Annotated in this window: 9 protein-coding genes; 4 read left to right on the forward strand and 5 right to left on the reverse strand. The window is 56.5% G+C overall.

Annotation, left to right across the window (positions count from 1 at the left end; all coding sequences use genetic code 11):
• Positions 1 to 248: 248 nt before the first annotated feature.
• Positions 249 to 1,577 carry a GIY-YIG nuclease family protein gene (locus tag ACF8AM_RS08725; protein WP_392555264.1) on the reverse strand — a complete coding sequence of 443 codons (1,329 nt, stop codon included), beginning with the start codon at positions 1,575 to 1,577 and terminating at the stop codon, positions 249 to 251.
• Positions 1,578 to 1,774: 197 nt separating this feature from the next.
• On the opposite strand from ACF8AM_RS08725, the gene ACF8AM_RS08730 reads away from it, so the two are divergent.
• The 4 genes from ACF8AM_RS08730 to ACF8AM_RS08745 all read left to right on the forward strand — a co-directional run bounded on the left by ACF8AM_RS08730 (position 1,775) and on the right by ACF8AM_RS08745 (position 5,330).
• Positions 1,775 to 2,218, forward strand: a complete 444-nt coding sequence (locus ACF8AM_RS08730) for a hypothetical protein (protein WP_392555265.1) — start codon at positions 1,775 to 1,777, stop codon at positions 2,216 to 2,218.
• Between the two features lie 104 nt (positions 2,219 to 2,322).
• Entirely contained in the window at positions 2,323 to 3,339 is a 1,017-nt protein-coding gene (locus tag ACF8AM_RS08735; RefSeq protein ID WP_392555266.1) for a DUF4272 domain-containing protein, read from the forward strand.
• Between the two features lie 124 nt (positions 3,340 to 3,463).
• Positions 3,464 to 4,789, forward strand: a complete 1,326-nt coding sequence (gene thiC / locus ACF8AM_RS08740) for a phosphomethylpyrimidine synthase ThiC (protein ID WP_392555267.1) — start codon at positions 3,464 to 3,466, stop codon at positions 4,787 to 4,789.
• A 298-nt stretch (positions 4,790 to 5,087) separates the two neighbouring features.
• Entirely contained in the window at positions 5,088 to 5,330 is a 243-nt protein-coding gene (locus ACF8AM_RS08745) for a hypothetical protein (protein WP_392555268.1), read from the forward strand.
• Between the two features lie 11 nt (positions 5,331 to 5,341).
• Here the strand turns inward: ACF8AM_RS08745 and phoU are convergent, their stop codons facing one another.
• The 4 genes from phoU to ACF8AM_RS08765 all read right to left on the reverse strand — a co-directional run.
• Entirely contained in the window at positions 5,342 to 6,031 is a 690-nt protein-coding gene (phoU, locus tag ACF8AM_RS08750; RefSeq protein ID WP_392555269.1) for a phosphate signaling complex protein PhoU, read from the reverse strand.
• 76 nt (positions 6,032 to 6,107) lie between these two features.
• On the reverse strand, positions 6,108 to 6,956 hold the full coding sequence (pstB, locus tag ACF8AM_RS08755; RefSeq protein WP_392555270.1) for a phosphate ABC transporter ATP-binding protein PstB: 849 nt from the start codon (positions 6,954 to 6,956) through the stop codon (positions 6,108 to 6,110).
• 10 nt (positions 6,957 to 6,966) lie between these two features.
• Positions 6,967 to 8,235, reverse strand: a complete 1,269-nt coding sequence (locus ACF8AM_RS08760) for a PstA family ABC transporter permease (protein ID WP_392555271.1) — start codon at positions 8,233 to 8,235, stop codon at positions 6,967 to 6,969.
• Positions 8,236 to 8,270: 35 nt separating this feature from the next.
• Positions 8,271 to 8,887, reverse strand: a 617-nt coding sequence (locus ACF8AM_RS08765) for a PstC family ABC transporter permease (protein ID WP_392555272.1), incomplete at its 5' end; no start/stop codon positions are given.

The following is an 8,887-nucleotide window of genomic DNA, read 5'->3' on the forward strand; positions in this document are numbered from 1 at the left end:
CGGAGCGCGGAGGCATCGAGGCGGTCGCGGTAGTGCACCCGGCTTTCAAACGCATCTGAAGCCCCCATCCGACTCGGCTTCGCCGATCTACCTTCCCTGCAGGGCGGGGAAGAAAAAACTAAATCAACACGCCGGTCAGCGAGGGAAAAACGATGTTGACTTCGCCTCGCTGACGCGTCGGGTTCTGAAAAAACCAATGCCTCACGCAAAAGCGCAACTTCAAAACACTTGAGGTAGGCCGCTCCTCCTCAAAGCGCCTCAGCACGATGATGCGAAAGTCGGTGATAGCGTCGGCCGGCGGCTTCTGGTTGGAACGTTTGCTTCAGTTCGCCGCGATGTTTGCGGAACCATTTTGAAACCACCGCCACGCTGTGCGGGTGATCGGCACGGATCCGCTGATGTCGTTGCTTCAGCATGGACGACCACTTCTGCATTTTCGGACGCAGTTGTTGATACTGTTCACGATCCTTGGGAGCCGCGACCACGTCAATGATTTCCCCGGACCGAATCAAGTACCAAATCGAACAAGCATCGTATCCCGTGGCCGCGTAAACAAACGAATAATCCCGACGAGCGTGCGACAGGTAAGACAGCTTGCGAGTTGCATATGCCAGTGACTTCATCGTGTCACGTGCTCGCGAAGCCAACTCGTATTGCTGATTGGCCGACGCCGACTCCATCAACTCCTGGGCCGCAATCAGGGGCTCGTCATTGAACCCATCCAGGAAACTCTCCGCCGCACTGACCCGTTGAAGGTACTCGTCACGAGTGCAGGCGGCCGCGCAGGGCCCTAAGCAGGTGCCGATTTCCAATCGCAAACACCCTGGGCGTGGTTGCCGGTCAAACAAAGAAAGCTGGTCTTGAAACTGAAAGACCGTTTGCTGGCTGCAGTCACGAAGTTGAAACGTCTTGTTGAGCGCGTCGACCACATCGCGCATGCGTGCCAGCCCAAAGAACGGCCCTTCGACGGCAACACAATCGGTCGTCGGTGGCGTGCTCGCGAGAAAGAACGTCTCCGCAGGCTTTCGCCCCAGACACAGATAAACCGCCCGCTGCCTTTGTGGGACCCCTTGGACGTTGAACCGAGGTGCCCAGCGACGAATCAAATCAAGCTCTCTTAGCTGGGCCGCGAAATCGCTGGGCTGGGTCTCCCACTGAATCGCACGTGAATGCTCGATGATTCGTCCCGCTTTTTCTTTGGATGCCGCGTCCCCAAAGTAACTCATCAACCGATGCCGCAACGATCGACTCTTGCCGACGTAGATCAGTTCACCATGCCGGTCGAACATGCCGTAGACACCAGGAACGGGCGGACACTGGCTTTTCACCTTGGTTTGCAAGCCGGCAGAATCCTCCGCGCCGACCATGTCGCATGGACGATCGCCGTAAGGATCCAAGGGGTCAGCGCCGAAACCATCCACCAGCCGCGTCGACAAGGACTGCGGCGGGGAAGCGACGCGTTTTTTGGTCGAATAGCTGCGGGAACCATTCGCAGCGGGAGCTTCCTTGACGAACACCCCAGCGAGCAAATCATTCCCGCCGGTCTCGCGTTTTTGACGTCCTTTGCGTTTTGCCACCGTATTTCTTCCGCCACCATCCGTGGGATTTTCGCTCGCGGCGGAATCGCCGTTGCAACACTGAGTATTCCATCTTTGCGGCCGATCACCAAGCGGAATTTGACTCTAGCCCGCTGCGGGGACTTCTCATTCTAGGCGTTTTCGTGTTCAATAACGGACTTCCCAATCACCCCTCACAAGCTGCGCCCTGACGCTTTATGGCTACCGAGCAAACCGAAGACACGCCCCCAGAAGAACCCCCCGTCGAAATCGTCCTGCGTTACAACAAAGACGATACCGACGAGTATGGCTTTGCGTCGGTTTGGAACGTTGCCTCGGCCACCTGTGACGGCGACACCGCCCGGACCCGCGACATGGCGGGACGAATGCTTGGTTTTCTTTGCAAAAAAGAATACGAGCACGTCGTCTGCAGTTCGACCGATGCGGCGTACCTCGATGAATGGTTCGAACGCGACAAAGCGATCCTGTACAACTGGAAAGCCGACAGCGAAACGACCGACGCGATCACCCAGCATGCTTACGTGCCTGCCGCGGCGATGATCAGTTTCCTCAAACGCGAAAAGTTCAAACCAACCGCGAATTACAGCCCGCGTCGGGCTGACCGCGTGGCTTGGTTCCAAGAAAAGTGGGGCCTCGGCTGAGCCCGATGGGCAACCTGTCCGAGCCACCATCCTCTCTGGTTCACTTCGCGATTTCGACGGTTCGCCTGCCCGCGAACCCCTGCGAAAAAGAGTCGAACCTGGGAGTGACCGAACTTGCCCCCGAGGCAGCCGAAGACCTGCTGGAAGACTGCTGGGAACAGATTGATTCACCGAATCAGCCTCCCCATCCGCTGGCCGCGCCTCTGCAGCGTCACCTCCAACGCACCCGGCACGTCTACCGCTTCGAATCTCCCGCCGCCTCGCTGGCGCAATCGCTTTCCCCCGACTGGCAGCAGTGGGCGTGGAACGCGAACGCTCTCTGGTGGACCCCTGGTTCGGATAGCAACCCTGCGTTGCTCAGCGACCCCGCTGGGCGAACATTGCATGGCCCGGGCTCCTTCGATGCCGAAGCGCAGATCCCGTTTCTTCCGGAATCGCGGCAACGGCGCATGGAATCGGAAACCTTGCTTCGCAACCGAAACCTCGACCCCGTGGACGGCACGGCTCCTGTGCCCAGCAGCAGCGAAGTGGAAACGTTTGCGCCGGCAGTCGCGGCCAAACGGATGCTCGGCCTGTTCGCTGTCGCGGCTCGCGCCGAGGCAATGGCCAACGGGCAAACATTGGATCTGGACCGAGTCCGCGAGCGATCACCGCAGGCGGCCGATGCACTGACTCCTGCGGAAAAAGATTTTTTCGACTTCGTTTCCCCTCCCGCAGAAATGGTGGACACCGCGGCGTGGCGATACGAGTCATTGCACACACTGCAGTGGGCGTTGCAGATGCAACCCGACCTGGACTGGCCCGATGAACGCTGCGACCTCGCCAGTGTGCTGCGATTGATCCTGTCGCTTCCTCACGAAGATCTGATCGGGCATGCCATTCTGCGGCCGGTGGAGGAGTTGCTGCGGGCCGCCGACTTGCACGTTTGCCTGTGGTGGAAACTGGCGATCGAAGGGGCCTCCGGGCACGATGCCCCCGCCGGCTTGGATCCTGGCGTGGTCGCCGAACGCGTACACGCACTCACCTGGCTGCTGCAGCTATCCGGCGGCGTTCCGGAAGAAGCTTCCAGTATGTCCTGGGACCAAGTCGGTCGCGAAATTGAACATGGCATCGTCGGCTGAACAATTGCTCCATTCGTTTGCTCCACCTGGCGGGAGGACCTTTTTACGGTCTACTCGATGCACCAGTGCTGACGTATAACTTTTACCAACCCATTCGCACTCCGAATTCCTGAGCTCTAATCGCATGACCCAGTTGCTGTCTGCCCGCGCGGGCGAAATCACCCCCGAAATGGAATATGTCGCCAAACGCGAAGACTTGCCGGTCGAGCTGATTCGCGAGGAAGTCGCGGCGGGACGCATGGTGATCCCAGCCAACAAGGTTCACGCGGCCGGCGTCTTGGAACCGATGGCGATTGGCATCGCTGCGAAATGCAAAATCAACGCGAACATCGGCAACAGTGCCGTGACCAGCAACGTTGGTGAGGAACTTGAAAAACTTCACACCGCGGTGCACTTCGGCGCCGACACGGTCATGGATTTGTCGACCGGCAAAGACATCGACAACATTCGCCGCCAAATCATCGACAAAAGCCCCGTTCCAATCGGGACCGTGCCGATCTATCAAATGCTGGAAGAACTCGGCGGCAACATCGAAGACATGAACGCTCAACACTTCTTGGACATGGTCGAGCACCAAGCCAAGCAGGGCGTGGACTACATGACGATTCACTGCGGTGTCAAACTGGAACACCTGCACCTGACCGTCAATCGCGTGACGGGAATCGTCAGCCGTGGTGGATCGCTGATCGCGAAATGGATGATGGCTCACAACAAGCAAAATCCATTGCTGGAAGCGTTCGACGATCTTTGCGATATCATGCGTGAGTACGACGTGACCTGGTCGCTAGGCGATGGCCTGCGTCCTGGGTCGATCGCAGACGCATCCGACGACGCTCAGTTCGCTGAACTGGATGTCCTCGGCGAATGCACCAAACGCGGCTGGGAAAAAGGAACCCAGGTCATGGTCGAAGGACCAGGCCACATTCCTTTGGACCAAATCCAAATGAATATCGAACGGCAAATCGAAGTTTGCCACGGTGCTCCGTTCTACGTTTTGGGGCCATTGGTCACCGACATCGCCCCTGGTTACGACCACATCACCAGTTGCATTGGTGCGGCCAACGCTGGGATGCACGGTGCCGCCATGCTGTGCTACGTGACCCCCAAAGAGCACCTGGGCCTGCCGAACGAAGAAGACGTCAAGCAAGGCGTGATCGCCTACAAGATTGCTGCCCACACGGCCGACGTTGCCCGCAAACGCAAAGGCGCCCAAGATCGCGACGACGCGCTTTCCAAAGCCCGCTTCGAGTTTGACTGGAAGGAACAATTCCGCTTGTCACTCGACCCAGAAACAGCTCAGCGATACCACGACGAAACGCTTCCTCAAGACACCTTCAAGAGCGCCCATTTCTGCAGCATGTGCGGACCGAAGTACTGCTCGATGAAGATCACCGAGGACATTCGCCAAATGGCGAAAGATAAGAAACTGGTCGAACTCCCAACGACCTGATCAGCCCTGCAAACCACAGGTTTCGCACCAAAACGATCCCAAGCCTCGGAATTGCTTCGCAGCTCCGAGGCTTTTTTTGCGAGTAAATCGCAACCTCATCTCAAACCGCGACCGGAAAACCAACCGACTCGACGCCACCGATCGGCCTACCAACCTGAGCCTCCGGATGGTCCAATCAGAACACGACACTATTCTGATACCGACTCAAAAGAACCAACGGACCTGAAGCAACGAATCGGTGGCATTCTGCTCGAGGCGACGAGCGCCCGAATGACGCTGCCAACAAAAGGACGGAACCATGATTCTGATCGCCACTCTGCTGGCAGTTGTCCTGCCGGTACTGACCTTTCTTATCGACAAGATGCTCAAGCAACAACGAGAACGCTGGGAAGATAAACGGCAACGCCTGTTGGCGTTCGGCGAAAACGACGATGAATCGTCGCCCCTGCACTCACTCACGCGCGACGCACTTCCCCCGGCGAACGACGAAGACTTGCAATCCCCTTACGAATCCGGCAATCCGTACCAGCCTCCTCAGTGAGCCCGGCCTCCTCAGTGAGCCCGGCCTTCTTCGAGATGATGCTTGTGCCGCACGATATCGCCGCTGACCATGTAAATGGTTTCTTCGGCGACGTTGGTGGCCATATCGGCGATTCGTTCGATGTGCCGAGTGGCACTGAAGCAGTGAACAGCGGGCTCGATCCAGTCCGTGTCGGTTTTCATCATCGACTGCAACTCTTCGATCAGCTCGACATTCAAACGATCGACCTCGTCGTCGCGAGCAATCACTTCGCGAGCGAGATTCGCGTCTTGCTCGATGAAAGAATCCAGAGCGGAACGAACCATTTCCAAAGTGATTGTCACCATTTGGTTGATGTCCTCCGGCACCTTGAACAATGGGAATAAATCCAATGACTTGCTTCGCTCTGCGATGTTGCAAGCCAAGTCCGCCATGCGCTCCAGGTCACCGTTGAGCTTGATCGCGGACACCATCCAACGCAAATCAATCGCAACGGGCTGGTAGAGCGCCAGCAACTTCAAGCACTCCTCCTCAATCCGAATGTCTTTCTCATCGACCCTGTCATCGGTTTCAATCACCCGAACAGCCATTTCAGGACGTCGCTCAACAAGCGATCTCACCGACATGTTGATCATCTGCTCGACAACGCCGAACTGCTCCACCAAATCGGCACGGAGATCCTGAACGGCTCGATGAAGATGCTTGCTCATAAATGACACCAATGACGCCAATCAACGGGTACAACCCGTCGAATGACAAGAATGAAAGGGAACGGCTTGTCAACGCAAGGAAACCGGATCAACCGAAACGGCCGCGGACATAATCGTCGGTTCGTTTTTCGCGAGGCTTGGTGAAGACGTCTTGCGTGGGCCCTGATTCAACCAACTTTCCTTCAAAGAAGAAAGCGGTCCGATCGCTACACCGACTCGCCTGCTGCATATTGTGGGTCACCATCACGATGGTGTACTGCTCCCGCAACTCGTAGATCAGATCCTCGATCGCCAGAGTGCTGGCAGGGTCCAAAGCGCTACAGGGTTCGTCCATCAAGAGAACTTCGGGGCCAACCGCGATTGCGCGCGCGATACACAACCGTTGTTGCTGACCACCAGACAACCCCAGTGCGGGTGCGTGAAGGCGATCCTTCACCTCATCCCAAACCGCCGCTTTGCGAAGTGACCACTCAACCAACTCATCCAGCTCAGTGCGACTCAGATAGAGGTGCAACTTAGGGCCGAACGCAACGTTCTCGTAAATGGATTTAGGAAACGGGTTGGGCTTTTGAAACACCATCCCGACGCGACGACGAAGGTTCACAACGTCCGTCGTTTGTGCCAGCACGTCCAAGTCGTCGATCATCAACGTTCCGCGACTGTTGGCCGAAGGAACGATGTCGTTCATTCGGTTGATCCAACGCAACAACGTGCTCTTGCCGCAACCGCTGGGACCGATGAAGGCGGTCACCTGGTTGCGTGGTACATCAAGTGACAGGTTGTGAATCGCTTGAAACGATCCGTACCACGCATTGAAATCTGCAATTCGAATGCAAGTTTCTGTCGCAGCCTCCGCTTGTGCGGGTGCGTCCGACTGTGGATTGACCGATGGAGAGACTTCTGACATCGTGGAGGTATTCGCGTTTAGAGCATTCATTGGACCGTTTTTATCCCACCCGCATTTTTTGTCGTAGATAAATCGCTGCTGAATTCATCAGCAACAAAACGGCAAGCAACACGATAATCGCCGCTGCGGCGAGCTCTTGATAGGCTGCTTGCTGACGACCGGCCCAATTAAAAATCAAGACCGGCATCGTAACCACATTATCCATCAAATTCTGGGGCCCGGAGTTCTTTGCCACCGCTGCCCCCAGAACAACCAAGATCGGTGCCGCTTCCCCAATCGCTCGTCCCATGGCCAAAATGGATCCGGTCATGATACCCGGCACGGCAGCCGGGAGCGAAACATTCCGGACCGTTTGCCACTTGGTGGCCCCCAGCCCAAACGAAGCTTCCCGCAGACTGGGAGCAACGCCGCGAAGAGCTTCTTGAGACGCGATGATCACGATTGGCAAAATGACCAAGGAAAGCGTCAGCCCCGCGGCAAGGAAACTTTTGCCAAACGGCAACCTCAGGTAGTACCACTTGGTCTCGGAGTACGAACCTCCGCTTTGGCCTTTGCGAACCGTTCTTTTTTGAACCTCTGGATCACTCGGCTTAGGCTGCCCCGATGCAGGGTCCCAAATCGCCAACTCAAACAGTTCGCCGTCACGACCAACGGCCTGAGTCGGAGCGTCAATCTGGATCGTTTTCTCCGACTCATCCTCCTGCGGAATCAGGACCGTGTGACCACCACCGGCAAGCGACAGAACTTGGTAGTAGTGCTTCACACCAAACAATTCCGTTCCGCTGGACTCGTTGACCTGGATCCGACCAAAGATGTTGAACATGAAGACGAACAAGCTCAGGCCCAACAATCCGTAAACGATCGAGGGAACACCGGCTAGATTCGAGATATTCAACTGAATGAAGCTATGCAGCATCCGTAGAGGCTTACTGGTTGGCTTGAACTCCTCCAAGAAGATCGCCGTGCCAACGCCCAGAGGCAACGCGGATGCAGCGCAAATGCCACAGATGAAAATCGACCCAACAATCGACGGCCACATACCGGCAGAGTCAGGATTGAGTTCACTGTGCGAGTTCTGCAACAAATCCCAGGTCAACCGAGAATGGCCCTGCCATCCGATGGAAACCAAAAGAACGCCCAGAACCACCACGCTGAGACCAGAGATCAAAACGCAGAGCAGATAGAACAGACGGCTGTACAATTTTCGCCGACTCGAATTGTCAGTCGACGTCGCAAATCCGCCCCCGGGATAACCGGTTTCCGGCGGTGGGCCGCTGTCGTCGACCAGTGAGCTAGAAGCTGTCGCCATAAGATTGATGTGTGGAAGAAAAGACGAGAAATGACTTAGGAGTAAACTTCTTGGTAGCGACGGCGGATCAACTGGCCGACCAAGGTCATCCCAAACGTGATCACAAACAGTGTGATGGCAACCGCGTACAGACTGAAGTATTGAACCGTCCCGTACTCGTTCTCACTTTTGATCATTTCGACAATGAAGCCTGTCATCGTCTGAGACTGCTCACGTGGATCCGCGGTGAAAGTAGCTCTCGTTCCGGCTGCCAACGCCACCACCATCGTCTCGCCAATCGCGCGGCTGAACGCCAGCAAGAAAGCGGAGATAATGCCCGAGAGTGCAGCAGGCACGACCACTTTGATCGACGTCTCAAATGGGGTGCATCCCAAACCATACGCCCCTTCGCGAAGAGCCAGGGGAACCGCATGCAGTGCGTCCTCTGACAAACTGCTCACCATCGGCAAGCAAAGAATCCCCACAGCGATGCCGGCACTGGTCGCATTGAACGTGTCGAACCCGCCACCGGAAAAGAACTGCAATGAAGGGCTGACCACCAAAACCGCGAAATACCCCAGGACCACCGTTGGGATCCCAGCGATGACTTCCAAAGTCGGCTTCAACACCGACCGAACACGCTTCGAAGCAAACTCAGACAAAAAGATTGCCG

Origin of the sequence: Rhodopirellula sp. JB055 (assembly GCF_043100905.1) — a bacterium.
Lineage (GTDB): Bacteria > Planctomycetota > Planctomycetia > Pirellulales > Pirellulaceae > Rhodopirellula.

What these genes read in the sequence shown, in the direction of transcription:
- ACF8AM_RS08730 (WP_392555265.1), top strand. Translation starts at nt 1,775, where the DNA reads ATGGCTACCGAGCAAACCGAAGACACGCCCCCAGAAGAACCCCCCGTC.
- thiC (WP_392555267.1), top strand. Translation starts at nt 3,464, where the DNA reads ATGACCCAGTTGCTGTCTGCCCGCGCGGGCGAAATCACCCCCGAAATG.
- ACF8AM_RS08745 (WP_392555268.1), top strand. Translation starts at nt 5,088, where the DNA reads ATGATTCTGATCGCCACTCTGCTGGCAGTTGTCCTGCCGGTACTGACC.
- pstB (WP_392555270.1), bottom strand. Translation starts at nt 6,956, where the DNA reads ATGAATGCTCTAAACGCGAATACCTCCACGATGTCAGAAGTCTCTCCA.
- ACF8AM_RS08760 (WP_392555271.1), bottom strand. Translation starts at nt 8,235, where the DNA reads ATGGCGACAGCTTCTAGCTCACTGGTCGACGACAGCGGCCCACCGCCG.